14 protein-coding genes are annotated in these 13,073 nt (G+C 58.0%); 4 read left to right on the top strand and 10 right to left on the bottom strand.

Annotated elements, in window-relative coordinates:
* Position 1: 1 nt before the first annotated feature.
* Positions 2-1,564: a murein biosynthesis integral membrane protein MurJ gene (gene murJ, locus CAI21_RS07115; protein WP_116301640.1), complete on the bottom strand. Its 1,563-nt coding sequence runs from the start codon at positions 1,562-1,564 to the stop codon at positions 2-4.
* A 152-nt stretch (positions 1,565-1,716) separates the two neighbouring features.
* On the opposite strand from murJ, the gene rpsT reads away from it, so the two are divergent.
* On the top strand, positions 1,717-1,983 hold the full coding sequence (rpsT, locus tag CAI21_RS07120; RefSeq protein ID WP_116301641.1) for a 30S ribosomal protein S20: 267 nt from the start codon (positions 1,717-1,719) through the stop codon (positions 1,981-1,983).
* Between the two features lie 283 nt (positions 1,984-2,266).
* On the opposite strand, the gene nadC is transcribed toward rpsT, so the two are convergent.
* The 9 genes from nadC to CAI21_RS07170 form a co-directional block, all read right to left on the bottom strand.
* Entirely contained in the window at positions 2,267-3,097 is an 831-nt protein-coding gene (gene nadC / locus CAI21_RS07130; RefSeq protein WP_116301643.1) for a carboxylating nicotinate-nucleotide diphosphorylase, read from the bottom strand.
* A gap of 18 nt (positions 3,098-3,115) precedes the next feature.
* Complete coding sequence (gene mnhG / locus CAI21_RS07135) at positions 3,116-3,490, bottom strand: monovalent cation/H(+) antiporter subunit G (RefSeq protein WP_116301644.1); 375 nt, start codon at positions 3,488-3,490, stop codon at positions 3,116-3,118.
* Positions 3,483-3,755 (bottom strand): MrpF/PhaF family protein, encoded by a 273-nt coding sequence (locus tag CAI21_RS07140; protein ID WP_116301645.1) that lies wholly within the window; start codon positions 3,753-3,755, stop codon positions 3,483-3,485. The genes mnhG and CAI21_RS07140 overlap by 8 nt, the downstream gene beginning before the upstream one ends.
* A 12-nt stretch (positions 3,756-3,767) precedes the next feature.
* Positions 3,768-4,241: a Na+/H+ antiporter subunit E gene (locus CAI21_RS07145; RefSeq protein WP_116301646.1), complete on the bottom strand. Its 474-nt coding sequence runs from the start codon at positions 4,239-4,241 to the stop codon at positions 3,768-3,770.
* Positions 4,238-5,746, bottom strand: coding sequence for a Na+/H+ antiporter subunit D (locus tag CAI21_RS07150; RefSeq protein ID WP_116301647.1), 1,509 nt, complete (start codon positions 5,744-5,746; stop codon positions 4,238-4,240). The genes CAI21_RS07145 and CAI21_RS07150 overlap by 4 nt, the downstream gene beginning before the upstream one ends.
* Positions 5,743-6,090, bottom strand: coding sequence for a Na+/H+ antiporter subunit C (locus CAI21_RS07155; RefSeq protein WP_116301648.1), 348 nt, complete (start codon positions 6,088-6,090; stop codon positions 5,743-5,745). Before CAI21_RS07155 ends, CAI21_RS07150 begins: the two co-directional genes overlap by 4 nt.
* Position 6,091: 1 nt before the next feature.
* The gene (locus CAI21_RS07160) at positions 6,092-6,523 is read right to left on the bottom strand and encodes a Na+/H+ antiporter subunit B (protein ID WP_116301649.1); all 432 of its coding nucleotides are present in this window, start codon (positions 6,521-6,523) and stop codon (positions 6,092-6,094) included.
* Complete coding sequence (locus tag CAI21_RS07165) at positions 6,520-8,820, bottom strand: putative monovalent cation/H+ antiporter subunit A (protein WP_116301650.1); 2,301 nt, start codon at positions 8,818-8,820, stop codon at positions 6,520-6,522. The genes CAI21_RS07160 and CAI21_RS07165 overlap by 4 nt, the downstream gene beginning before the upstream one ends.
* Positions 8,821-9,411: 591 nt before the next feature.
* Complete coding sequence (locus tag CAI21_RS07170) at positions 9,412-10,464, bottom strand: class I fructose-bisphosphate aldolase (RefSeq protein WP_116301651.1); 1,053 nt, start codon at positions 10,462-10,464, stop codon at positions 9,412-9,414.
* Positions 10,465-10,834: 370 nt separating this feature from the next.
* On the opposite strand from CAI21_RS07170, the gene CAI21_RS07175 reads away from it, so the two are divergent.
* The 3 genes from CAI21_RS07175 to CAI21_RS07185 are packed head-to-tail and all read left to right on the top strand — an operon-like array spanning position 10,835 to position 13,007.
* Positions 10,835-11,065, top strand: a complete 231-nt coding sequence (locus tag CAI21_RS07175; RefSeq protein ID WP_116301652.1) for a hypothetical protein — start codon at positions 10,835-10,837, stop codon at positions 11,063-11,065.
* Positions 11,047-11,703, top strand: coding sequence for a DUF1631 family protein (locus tag CAI21_RS07180; RefSeq protein ID WP_116301653.1), 657 nt, complete (start codon positions 11,047-11,049; stop codon positions 11,701-11,703). Before CAI21_RS07175 ends, CAI21_RS07180 begins: the two co-directional genes overlap by 19 nt.
* Positions 11,700-13,007, top strand: coding sequence for a DUF1631 family protein (locus CAI21_RS07185; RefSeq protein ID WP_181919301.1), 1,308 nt, complete (start codon positions 11,700-11,702; stop codon positions 13,005-13,007). Before CAI21_RS07180 ends, CAI21_RS07185 begins: the two co-directional genes overlap by 4 nt.
* Positions 13,008-13,073: the final 66 nt, after the last annotated feature.

A 13,073-nucleotide genomic window follows, 5' to 3' on the forward strand; every position in this document is an offset into this window, starting at 1 on the left:
TTTAGGAGGGTGCAGGGGCCCGCAATGTTCGCCATGGCATCCGCAGCAGCGCCAAGCAGCCAAAATACAGCAGTACCGCTAAGCCAATCCAGCCGAGCAGATAACCGATTCGAAGCCATAAGGTACCCTCAAGCCACCACTCGACATTAGTGGCGGGGATTGCTAACAATGCGCCCATCGCTACTGTTGCAAAGCCGACTTTTGCCAATAGCCCCCACCAACCGGGGCTAGCGCGATACACACCGCTTCGACGGAGGCCGACGAGCAATAAAGCGGCATTCAGCGTTGCGGCGCAGGCTGTCGCGAACGCCAAACCAACGTGACCGACGCCGGAATCGCGTAACCACAGAACGGCGGCTATGCTGAGAATCATATTCAGCACCATACTGATTGCTGCGAATACGACCGGCGTTTTCATATCCTGACGGGCGAAATAGCCCGGAGCGGCGACTTTAACAAGAATGAAGCCGCTTAGCCCTAATGCGTAGGCAGATAAGCTCAGCCCCGCAGCGCGCACATCATAAGCAGTAAACTGCCCGTACTGAAAGAGCGTCGACAGAATCGGGGCCGATAACAGCACCAAGCCGACGGTTGCAGGGGCGGCGATAAGCACGACCCAGCGTAATGCCCAGTCGAGCGTGTTAGAGAATCGCTCTGGTGCCTTGCTTGCGAACTCGCTGGATAGGCGCGGTAAAATCACGGTTCCCAGCGCGACGCCAAAGATACCTAACGGAAATTCGACCATTCGGTCAGAGAAATACAGCCAGGTCACGCTGCCGGTGATGAGGAACGAGGCGAGAATGGTGTCGACCAACAGGTTGATCTGCGCGACGGAAGACCCAAAGATAGCTGGTCCCATCAAGCGCATGATCTTGCGAACGCCCGAATCTTTCCACCCCCAGCGCGGTCGTGTCAGCAGCCCGAGCTTGGCTAAGTACGGCAGCTGTAGCAGGAGCTGCAAGACGCCTGCCACAAGCACCGCTACCCCTAAAGCCTTGATGGGTTCGTCGGTAAACGGGCCCGACCACAAAGCGCCGGCGATGAGCGTCAGGTTAAGCAGTACCGGCGCGAAGGCCGGCGGCCCGAACTGTCCGTACGTATTGAGCACGCCGCCTGCACAGGCGACAAGGGAAATGAAAAGGATATAAGGGAACGTGTAGCGGAGGAGTTCTACCGCTAGTTCGTACTTATCCGGCTCATCGCTAAAGCCAGGGGCAAACGCACTGACCACCCAGGGCGCGCCCAGCATCCCTAATAGGGTAATAACAGTGAGCACCGTGCCCAGCACGCCGATCGTGCGGCTGACCAGTTGCCGCACCTCGTCTTGAGAGCGCTGCGATTTGTACTCCGCCAGAACCGGCACAAAAGCCTGCGAGAAAGCGCCTTCGGCAAACAGGCGGCGCATGAAATTCGGAATCTTGAACGCGACGAAAAAAGCGTCGGTCGCCGCGCTTGGGCCGAACACCGTACCAATAATGACATCTCGCACCAATCCGAGTATGCGAGAGAGAAAGGTCAGCGAGCCGAAGGTTGCGATATTCTGCAGTAGGCCTTTCTTCTTCATGAATTCCCATTATCAGCAACAGAAGTGGCGCGGAAGCCTCGCATCATACCCAGTTTCTCAGGGTTTTTCCTGCGAAAGCTATTGACAAAATGCGTCAATCTCTGCATATTACCCGCCTTTCGGCAACCATCGGTACTGCTAGGAGTTGAGCCTTGGCTAACATCGCCTCTGCAAAGAAACGCGCCCGTCAGGCGGAAGTCCGCCGCCAGCACAATCAGGCCCGTCGCTCCATGCTGCGGACCCACATCAAGAAGGTTGTTCGTGCTATCGAGGCCGGTGATAAAGCGCAGGCTGAGGCGGCTTATAAGGCTGCCGTGCCGGTGATCGACACCATGGCTGGCAAAGGTCTTATTCATAAGAATAAGGCTGCGCGCCACAAGAGCCGTTTGAACGAACATCTCCGCAACATGCAAGGCTAAGAGTCTTTGCCTGATGCAAAACGCCGGAAATCGCCGCTGTTTTTGCTTTTTTGTTTTAGCGGGATAACTGTTTTGTTGTCTTTGCTGTTGGTGGTTAGAGGTTGTGCGCTTCGCGCGGCTTATTTAGAAGGCGGGGTTCCGCCCCCGCGCGGCAGCGCCAACGGGCAAGAGCAAGACCCTTCGATCCACGCTTTCCCAAATAAATAAGACCAAGCCAGTTAACAGGGTGCGGTTGTTTGGAAGCGCACAATCTCAACGCCGTGCCGCGAAGCGACCAGCAAACTCAAGCGGTAAAACGCATCGACAAATCAATCGCCCGAACGTGCTTGGTAAGCGCGCCGGTGGAAATATAATCGACCCCCGTTTCCGCTAACTGAGCCAACCTGTCAAGCTCAACGTTCCCCGATACTTCCAGTTTCGCTTGGCCTGCCGCGAGTTCGACGGCGCGACGCATGTCGTCCAGGCTGAAATTGTCCAGCATCACGACATCCGGCCCTGCCGTAAGCGCGTCTTGCAGTTCGCTAAGGTTTTCCACCTCGACTTCTAACAGCACCTTCGGATTCAGCTCCCGGGCGCGGCGAATCGCTGCGGTAACCGAGCCGGCCGCATGAATGTGGTTTTCTTTAATTAGGATGGCATCGAACAGGCCGATTCGATGATTGTGGCAACCGCCGCAACGGACCGCGTACTTTTGCGCGTGACGGAGCCCGGGTAGTGTCTTGCGCGTATCCAGTACCTTCGTATGAGTATGCGCTACGGCTGCCGCATATCGCGCGGCACAGGTGGCGGTTCCCGATAAGGTTTGTAGAAAGTTAAGCGCGGTTCGCTCGCCGGTAACCAGGCTGCGGGCCGGGCCTCGGAGGTGAAACAGGGCTTGGTCGGCTGCCGCCTGCGCGCCATCGTCGACTAACCAGTCGATGCTTACGCCGGGATCGAGCTGCCGAAAGACTTCGTCCACCCATGGCCGGCCGCAAATAACGGCAGGCTCGCGGGTGATGACGGTCGCTTCGGCCGCTTTGTCCTCGGGTATCAGGGCTGCGGTTAAGTCGCCGCTGCCGATATCCTCCGCGAGCGCTCGGCGTACATCGTCCCTGACACGGTCCTGGTCGATCATGGGTGTCCCCTCACCGTACTACTTGGCCGATCCGTCGTCGCGCTTGCTCGCAAGGGTGTGTTTCTCGCGATCGTACTGCTCTTTGAGTTCGTCCTTGATGCTGTGCTCCCACAGCGGAACCCCGACGAAATAGCCGGCACGGCCGATCATATGAGCGCCGATCGGTGCCGTCATAATGATGAACACGACGATGGCGATGGCACGTGCAATGATGGCGCCGTCGTCAAAGTAAATCGCCACCGCGGCAACCATCATGCCGGCGCCAAGCGCGCCGGCTTTGGTCGAGGCGTGCATTCGGGTGGGAAGGTCCGGCATGCGCAGCAAACCAAGAGCGGCTATGAGCATTAGTGCCGCACCGCCGAGTAAGAAAAAGCCAGTCAGAAACTCAATCATCGCGCGGGCCTCCTTTTTCCAGATAACGCGCGAAACCAACCGCCGCTAAGAAAGCCGTCAAGGCAAGCACGATGGCCACGTCCAGGAAATCGGCAACACCGGTCGCGACCGTATAAAGGGCGATAACGCCCACGGTTAGGGACGCCACCAACTCCAGTGCTACGACGCGGTCCGGCAGCGTAGGCCCTTTGACCAAGCGGATAAAGGACAGCAACAGAGCCAGTCCCAGAATAATAAAGCTAATTTGTATGGTCAGCTCGAACACGCCAAACCTCGGTTATCGCAATAGTTCAATGACCCGGCGCTCCAGGTTTTTGATGTCTTTCCGCAACTCTTCCTCGTTGTCGATGTACATCGCGTGGATGTAAAGCGTCTTTCGGTCCCCGGAGACATCGAGGCTGAGGGTGCCGGGAGTCACCGTTATCAGATTGGCCAGGATCGTGATCTCGGCGTCGGTCTCCGCATCCAGCGGTACGCCGATAACGCCCGGGCGCATGTGGTGCGAAGGCGTTATTACGTCATAGGCCACGCGAAGGTTCGACTTCAGCAAATCCCAGATGAAGAAAAAGATAAATCCGATGAACTTCGGAGTCTTGCTGAAATAACGGTCGAACTGGGGAGATCCCCGCTTGGTTAGACGGAGCACGACATAGGCCAGGACGAATCCCGCGACCAAATTGACCGCAGTGAAGGTACCCGTCAGGACAACCCAAGTAATAGCCAGTACAAGATTGGAAGCGAAGGCAATCACGGATTCTCTCCTAGCACGGCTTCGATATAAATGCGGCTATCTTCCAGTTGCTCGGCCGCCAGCATCGCCAGCTCAAAGACCGCCTCGCCGAAAATACCCATGAGCACTGCGATGGCAGCAAGCCCGATGATCGGCAGGTACATCAGATAAAGCGGTTGCCCCGGTTCTACCGGCGGCGGTGTTGGGGCGTTCTCCGGTGCCGCCTTCCAGAACGCTTCCGCCCAGATTTTGGTCATCGAGAACAGGGTTAGTAGGCCGACGGCCAAGGCGATACCCGTCACCACCCAAAATTGTAGGTCCAGAGCGCCTCGGACTAAAACGAATTTCGCGAAGAAGCCCGACAGAGGCGGTATGCCTGCCAGCGACAGGGCGGAGATCAAGAACAGCAACGACAACCAGGGGGCAGCGCGGTAAAGCCCGCCCAGTTCCTTGAGTTCATGGGTACCGCGTAGCCGATAGGAAACGCCGCTGACGAAGAACAGGTTAGTCTTCACCACGCTGTGGTGGAAGGTGTAAATGAGTCCGCCTGCGATGGCGAGTGGGCTCATAAGGCCTAGCGCAAGAATCATGTAGCCAATCTGGCTCACACTATGGAAGGCCAGAATGCGGCGGAACTCAAAGTGTGCAGCCGCACCCAGCACGCCCACCACCATGGTGATCGTACCGCCCCAGATCAGGATGGTTTGGATAAGCTCCGCATCCTGAGTAAAGATCAGAGTGAAGAAGCGGTACAGCGCGTATACGCCGACTTTTGTTAACAGCCCGGCGAACAAAGCGGAGACCGCTACCGGCGGCGTGTGATAGGACGCCGGCAACCAGAAAAACAACGGGAACGCCGCCGCCTTAATGCCGAAGCTGATCATGAACAGCATCGCGATGACGGTGATCAGGCCGGTATGCTCGGCATCGGCGTCGGCAAATTTCACTGCCAGATCGGCCATGTTGAGCGAGCCGACTAAGCCATACACCAAACCGATCGCCGTCAGCAGCACCGCCGAGGAAATTAGGTTGATGGTGACGTACTTGATCGCACCTTCCATCTGGGCCCGTTCGCCGCCGAGAATGAGCAGCGCAAACGAGGCGATCAGCAGCACTTCGAACCAAACGAAGAGGTTGAAAATGTCGCCGGTCAGGAAGGCGCCGCAGACGCCGGCGAGCAGCATATGCAACAGCGGATAATAACCAAACCGCTCATGGCCCTCGCCCATGGCGGCAAGCGAGTACACCGCGGCGGAAAATGCCATCAGCCCGGCGAGGAGCACCATGATGGCGCCGAGCAGGTCGCTGACCAGCACAATGCCGAACGGTGCCTGCCAGTCGCCGAGGGTGGTAACCAGAGGGCCTTGGTTCAGGGTGGCGAACAATAGCCAGATGCCGCTTGCCAACAGCGCACCGGTGCCGATAACGGCCAGCCAGCGCTGAGCCAGGCGCGAGCGCCAGACCGCGAGCGACAGGGCGCCGAAGAAAAGCGGGATCAGAATCGGAAGCGCGATCTCGGGTCTCACGTGTCGGTACTCTTCATTTGATCCAGGTCATCGGCCTTGACGATTTCGTACGCGCGGTGAATCAGCACCACGGCGAAGGCGAGCACGCCAAAGGCAATTACGATAGCGGTCAGGACAAGCGCTTGCGGTAGCGGGTCGGCCACACCGGGCGGCGGCACCTGGGCGCCTTCCGCGATCAGCGGCGGTGTGCCGCGGACCAGCCCGGCAGCGGTGAAAATCAAGAGATTGGCCGCGTTACTCAACAAAATCAGGCCAATCACCAGTTTGACGATGCTACGCCGAAGCATCATGTAGATGGCGGCGGCATAGAGTCCGCCGACGACATACGCCATTAACGGTTCCATCTCATTCCTCCGCTTCCGCCAGCGTCAGCACAATGGTCATGACCGAGCCGAGCACGACCATATACACGCCGAGGTCGAAGATGAGCGGGCTGCTCAGCTTCATTTCGCCGAAAATCGGCACGTAGACTTCCCACCACTGGGAGGTGAAGAAGGGCTCGCCCCGGACGAAGGTGCCGATCACGCCGCTCAAGGTGGCGATGACCAGGCCCAACCCGACCATGGTGCGCGGGTCCATGCGTAGTGCCGCCCGCGCCGCCGAACTGTCGAAAGCGAACAAATACAGCGTGTAGCCGGAAGCACCGACCAGCCCGCCGATAAAGCCACCGCCCGGCAGGTCGTGGCCGCGCAGCAAAAGAAAGATCGAAAACAGCACGAGCAGGGGTAATAGCACCCGCGCCGCCGTACTGAGGATCAGGGACGGCATGCTGGTCATTTCTTATACTCCTCCGCGCGGAATTTGATCATCGCGTAGACGCCGATGGCCGCCAGCGCGAGCACGAAGATCTCGCCCAGGGTGTCGAGCGCCCGGAAGTCCACCAGAATCACGTTAACGATGTTGCGTCCGTGCCCCTCCGGCTCGCTGTTCTCGACGAAGAATTGCGAGATCGGATCGTGCAGTTGTAACTCGGTGGCGGTGAGCAGCAGTAATGTGAACAAACTGCCGACGGCTACCGCCACCACCGCATCGCGCATCCGCGCCGCAGTGCTGGAGAGGTCCAGGAACTCGGGCAGGCGGAACAGCACCAGCACGAGCAGGAGGACGGTCAACGTTTCGACCAGCACTTGCGTGATACCGAGGTCCGGCGCGCTAAATAGGACGTAGACCAGGGCGACACCGAAGCCGACTACGCCAACCGAAACCACGGCACCCAGACGCGAGTGGGTGGTTGCGGCGACCACCGCCGCCAGCACGATCAGAATGGCGATTACCGCTTCGATGAACTGCACTCCGACAAAGTCGAACAGCAGTCGCGGCTCGTAGCCGGTGAACAGGGTGTAACCGACCAGCCCGATCAACGTGGCGAGAATGGTCAGCAAGTAGTAGCGCAGGTAGCCGTTTTGCAGCACCCGCGTTTGCCACTGGGCGGTCCAGTTCATGCCGTCCAGCGCTTTTTCGTAGCCGCGCTCCGGTCCGTAGGCAAAGACCTTATCCAGCCACAACAGGCGGGCACGAATCGCATCCCAGCCGAAGAACAACAAGACGCCGACGGCAATGCTGGCGATGCTCAGCATCAACGGCAGGTTAAAGCCGTGCCACAAGGTTAGGTAGAAGGATTCGTACTCGCCGTAAACGCTGGTCACGGCCGCCGACAGGATGCCCCGTTCCGGCAGGAACGGCAGCAGACCGCAAAGCAGGCCCAGGGTGGCCAGTGTGGCCGGGCCGATCCACATGGCAAAGGGAGCTTCATGCGGTTTGCTCGGCGTTTCTTTGCGGGCGCCGAAGAACGGGCGCAGCGCGATGACGCCGCCAATCGCGACTCCGAGCATGGCCGTGGCTACCGTCAGCACCAAGAGGAAGCTGGTGAGGTAGTTGGACTCCAATACCGCTTCGAACAGCATTTCCTTGGCGATAAAGCCAAACAGCGGGGCAATGCCGGCCATCGACAAGGCAGCCAGAATCGCCGCATAGGTTGTAATCGGCATGATGCGCGCGAGGCCGCCCATCTTGGTGATGTCTTTAGTGCCGGTGGAGTGATCCAGCGAGCCGGCCACCAAGAATAGCGAAGCCTTGTAGAGCGCGTGGGCGAGCAAGAAAGTCATCGCCGCACCGATCGCAAGCTCGGTGCCGATACCGATCAGCATGGTCAGCGTGCCGAGCGCCATCAGTGTGGTGTAGGCGAGAATCTTTTTGATCTCGGTGCTGCGATAGGCGAGGAACATGCCGGTGAACATGGTCAGCGCACCGAATAGTGGCAGGATGGTGTGCCACAGCTCGGTCTCGCCCAGGCTCGGATTGAGGCGGGCGAGCAAGTATACGCCGGCTTTCACCATGGTGGCCGAGTGCAGGTAGGCGCTTACCGGCGTCGGTGCGGCCATCGCGTTCGGTAACCAGAAGTGCAGCGGCACTTGCGCCGACTTCGAGAAGGTACCGATCAGGATCAGAATCAAAATGCCGGTGTACAGGCCGCTGTCGCGGATGACGTCGCCGTTGTTGAGAATCTCGGAAATCTCGTAGGTGCCGGCAACGCTGCCCATGAGGATCAAACCGGCCATTAGCGCCATGCCGCCGCCAACCGTGACCAATAAGCCCTGTAAGGCCGATTTGCGCGATTTGAGCTGCTCGTGGTGATAGCCGATCAGCATGTACGAGGTGATGCTGGTCAACTCCCAGAAGACAAACAGGGAAATCAGGTTGTTGGATAGCACCAAACCCAGCATCGACGCCATGAAGGCGAGGATGAAAATGTAAAATTTGGGCAGGTCGCGATCGCCGTGGAGATAGCTTCCCGCATAGAGCAGGATGAAGGTGCCGATGCCGCTGATCAGCAGCGCGAACATCAGGCTTAAACCATCGAGCAGGAACGACAGCTGGATGTCGAGCGACGGTATCCAATTGTAGCTCACCAGCACCTGGTCGCCTGCCGCTATTTCGGGCATGAAGCTCGCGAAATAAACGGTAAGCCCGGCGGGCAAGAGGGCGAGCGCCCAGTTAATACGACCTTGCAGCAGCTTATAGAGCCAGGGGACGGCGGCAGCCAGCAAGAAACCTGACAGAACGGCTAACAGCATGGGTTCCGGGATTCCTTTTGCGTGTCGGGCTGATGGCCTGCAGCGAGTTGTTACTCCAAGACCTCAGCCATTCGCTGAAACGGGAGAACAAGTCCGCTCGGCGGTCGCAGCGTGCCGGCTCCTCGGAGCCCCCCGATTCCCGCTCCAGTCATACGACAGCGAGCCCGATTCCTTGTGGTTTTCGGTGGCCGGGGCGCGTTGGTGTTCTCAGCAGGCTGCTTGCGCCGGTATGGGCCGTTAGGAAACTCGTTTAAGGTTCCCTAGATCGAGTGCGCAAGATAGCGAAGGGGAGGCCGAAAGGCAAGCGTTCCAACAGCTCCTAACCTATGAAAAACCGCGTCCTGGCGCCGTTTTGAGGCGGTTACTCTTATTATATAGGGCGGCTTAAAGTGCCATGAAAAAAAAGTCGATAGGGTTTAACAAAAGGCGAAATGCGCTTAGCTTGCGGAGCATGTTCCGGTAGTGAGGGGGCGGCGAACGCGCGTGATTTTTGCCGGGACCTGAGCGCTGGGGGGAGGCAATATCAGTTTGAAGGGTGTGCTTAAAAAGGGCGCCGCAGCGCCCTTTCTATCACGCTTAAATCAGCCTGGTTTAGGCAATGGTGATGCTCTCGTCCAGGTATACGTCCTGAATGGCATGCAGCAGTTTGATGCCTTCCGGCATCGGCCGTTGGAAGGCTTTGCGGCCGGAGATCAGGCCCATGCCCCCTGCGCGTTTGTTGATCACTGAGGTGCGGACAGCTTGCGCCAGGTCGCTTTCGCCGCTGGACCCGCCGCCGGAATTGATCAGGCCGGCCCGGCCCATGTAGCAGTTGGCGACCTGCCAGCGGTTGAGGTCGATTGGGTTGTCGCTGGTCAGTTCGTCGTATACGCGCTTATGGGTTTTGCCAAACCCGACGGCCGTATAGCCGCCGTTGTTTTCAGCCTGTTTCTGCTTGACGATATCGGCGTTGATGGTGGCCGCCAAGTGGTTGGCCTGCCCGGTCAGATCCGCCGAGACGTGATAATCGGTACCGTCTTTGTTGAAGGCGTTGTTACGGGTGTAGGCCCAGAGAATAGTCGCCATTCCCAGTTCGTGCGCCAGGGCGAAGGCGTCGGTGATTTCTTGAATCTGCCGGCGAGACTCCGGCGCTCCGAAGTAAATCGTGGCGCCGATGGCGGCCGCACCCATATCGAATGCTTGCTGTACGTTGGCGAACAAGGTCTGGTCATGCATGTTCGGGTACGTCAGCAACTCGTTATGGTTGATTTTGACGATGAACGGAATCTTGTGTGCGTAGCTGCGGGCAACCGAGCTTAGTACGCCGAGCGTGGAGGCCACTGCATTACAGCCGCCTTCCAGCGCGAGTTTGACGATGTTTTCCGGATCGAAATATTCCGGGTTGGGGGCGAACGATGCCGCACCCGAGTGTTCCACGCCCTGGTCCACAGGCAGAATCGACAAATAACCGGTGCCCGCTAGCCGGCCGGTGTTGAACATGGCTTGCAGATTCCGCAAAACGCCGGGTTTGCGATCTTTTTGTGCCACTACTTCGTCGATATAATTCGGGCCGGGCAGGTGAATCATGCTGCTGGGAATGCCTTCGCAGCGGTGCGTCAGCAGAGATTCCGCCTCGTCGCCCAGCAAGGATTGAATATCCGTCATTGTCATCCTCCGTTCGTCAAAAATCGTCCGCTTCGGGAAAGGGGTGTTAGGCTGCCGAAAGGGTCGCGGCGAGTCTTCGAGGCGTTTCCCCCTGCTCGTCCACGCTCTTTATCCAGCAGCCAACTATTCCGAAATCGCGGGCGATTATAGAAGTTTTCCTCATGTAGGGACATAGTGGGGTATAGTTCAAAAAACACTAAAAAATAATTGTTAATGACGGCCTTGTAGTGCAGTATGTGATGTTGGCACTCGTTCTCGAGTGCCGATACGGCGGCCTGGGGGGAGGTTGCGGTACTGCTATAGTTAATTAACGGTTCCGGCACACGTCGGAGTGTGCAGACTGCATCACGGCGCAGGTGAGGGGGCATCGATGAGCTCCGATAATAATAACGTCGTTTACCTCGAACAGACAGATAAAGCCCAGCCCGGTGCGCTCCGGGATGTCTACGATCAGCTTCGGCAGCATGGACTAAAGCGCCTTGCGGCCATGTTGGCGCATATGCTTGATAAAGCCGACGATGCGCTGTTCGACTTCGCCGAAAAGGGCGAAGAAGAAGGCGAGCGCAGCCGATTTTGGACGCCATGCGTCAATTACGGCTGAAACGGCGCGAGTTGGAAGAGGGCTTTCAGCGCGAGTTGCTTGCCTGTTTCCGCAAAGCGCTGGCCGCTCCGACAAAACGTACCTCGGCTCTTAGCCTCGATGAGTCCGAGCTTTCCTTGCTCGATAACGAAACCTTAGAGCTTGATTTGGCGGTCGAAGGGATGATCGGCAGATCACGTACGCGCACCGCCTTGCCGCGCTCCCAGCTACAAATGCGTTTGGATTATCTGCTCAGAGACCAGCAGATCAACGACGATAATAACCCTTTCGATCCACAACAAGTCTGTCGCGCCTTTCGTCAGGCCGCTGCTGTTCTTGAGCTGGATATCAAGTCGCGCTTGGTTATCTTCAAGTTGTTCGAGCGCTATGTCGCTAGCCAGTTGCCCGGCCTGTATGAAGAGGTTAATCAACGCCTTATCGAACATGGCGTACTGCCGGGCCTTAAGCACGGCATTGAAATCAAACCGTCGGCACCGCCTACCGCATCTTCGCATCACAGTGGGTCGGTAGCTATCGAGCAGGGCGAACTGGCGGAGGCCTTGCATCAGCTTTTGGCGGGGCAGAAGTACGGCGGTGCGCCGGCGGGCAGTGGACGGGTAGCGGTTATCGCCAGCCGGAAGCGAGCTTACAAGATGTGATTGGTGCATTGTCTATGTTGCAGCGGCAACAAGGCGATGCGGATGTAGATTTAAAACCGGTTCTTGCTCAGACGTTACAGCGGCAAAGCGGAGAAGTCAGAGCGTTGGGGCGTCCTGAAGACGATACCATCGATATTGTCGAGATGCTGTTCGATGCGATTCTCGACGACCCTCACCTCGCGCGCTCTATCAAAGCGCTCATCGGGCGTTTGCAGATTCCAGTCATTAAAGTTGCGCTATTGGACAGGGCTTTTTTCGGCAAACGGAAGCATCCGGCGCGAGCCTTGATCAACGAGCTGGCGCAAGCGGCGCTAGGGTGGAGCGAGCCGACGCATGTGGAGCGTGATCCGCTGTATCGCCAGGTCGAGTACACGGTTGACCGCATACTGCGCGAGTTCAGCGACGATATCGGGTTGTTCGAGGAGTTGTTGCAGGAGTTCCGCCAATTCTGCGCGGAGGAGCGCGAGCGAACGCGGCTGATCGAAGAGCGTACTCGGCAGGCGGCAGAGGGTAAAGCTAAAGTCGATGTGGCTAAAAGCTTGGTCGATAGCGAGTTGCATGTCCGGCTAGGGATGCACAATCCGCCTGAAGTGGTCAAGGTCTTGCTGAAGGAGGCCTGGGCTAAAGTCCTTTTTATTACCTGTTTGCGGGAAGGCGGCGATAGCGACGTATTCCAGCGACAGCTTGAGGTCGTCGACCGCTTGCTCTGGAGCCTGGAACCCAAGGCGACTGCCGAAGAGCGTAAGGAGCTGCTCGGAGAAATTCCCGGTTTGTTGCATGACTTGCGCGAGGGCTTGAACGGCATTCTTTATAACCCCTTTGAGATGGCTCGCTTGTTTAAAGCCTTAGAGACTGAGCACGTGCGTTGCCTTACGGCTTCGGGTCAGCCTGGGAGTGGGGCGGTTGCGGACAGCGCGGCGACTATTAGGCCGGCGCCGGAGGAAGATAAGCCTACCGCCGGGGCGGATACGGAAGCGGTTGTCGATGAGGCTGAGCCTTCGCTACCGGATTCGCAGACCAGCGAGAATCTTCAGCGGTTGCGGGATGTAACCATCGGCACTTGGTTTGAATTTGTGCACGATAATGGTAGTCGGGTCCGTGCTAAGCTATCCGCTAAGCTGAACGAAGGGGAGCGCCTGATCTTCGTCAACCGGGCAGGGTTCAAAATGGCCGATAGAACTTTGCCGGAGATGGCGGCTGATTTAGAGACGGAGCGGGCCTTCATTCTCGATGACAATATGTTGTTCGACAAAGCCTTAGAGGCAGTGGTCAGTAACCTTCGGGATATGCGGGCAGACCGCTAACGCCCGTGCGGGCAGGGTAAGGTCGCTGCTCTCGGTTTCCTTCCCGGTTCAGCGGTAGTCTATGCG

Source organism: Alkalilimnicola ehrlichii, from assembly GCF_003399765.1.
GTDB lineage: Bacteria > Pseudomonadota > Gammaproteobacteria > Nitrococcales > AK92 > AK92.